Origin of the sequence: Achromobacter sp. SIMBA_011, from assembly GCF_046535435.1 — a bacterium.
Taxonomy (GTDB): domain Bacteria; phylum Pseudomonadota; class Gammaproteobacteria; order Burkholderiales; family Burkholderiaceae_B; genus Achromobacter; species Achromobacter dolens.
In genome coordinates, this window is sequence record NZ_JAWRWN010001172.1 from 1 (window position 1) to 238 (window position 238).

The following is a 238-nucleotide window of genomic DNA, read 5'->3' on the forward strand; positions in this document are numbered from 1 at the left end:
GGCACGCCTGAACGTTTCAGATACGCGGGCGACGCAAACAGCGAGGGCGTGAGCGTTGCCAGCAAACGCGCGATCAACTGCTAGTTTTCCGATTCGCCGATACGGATCGCCACGTCGAACGGCTCGCTCACGAGATCGACGCGGCGCGGCGTGAGATCGAGATCGAAACCGATGCCCGGATATCGCTCGCCGAACTCCACGACAATCGGCGCGAGATAGGTCACGCCGAAATCCACCG

General features: G+C 61.8%; 1 pseudogene. It reads right to left on the reverse strand.

Annotated features, from left to right (window positions below):
- Positions 1 to 238: pseudogene (locus SB816_RS34735) on the reverse strand (LysR substrate-binding domain-containing protein); the annotation flags it as partial.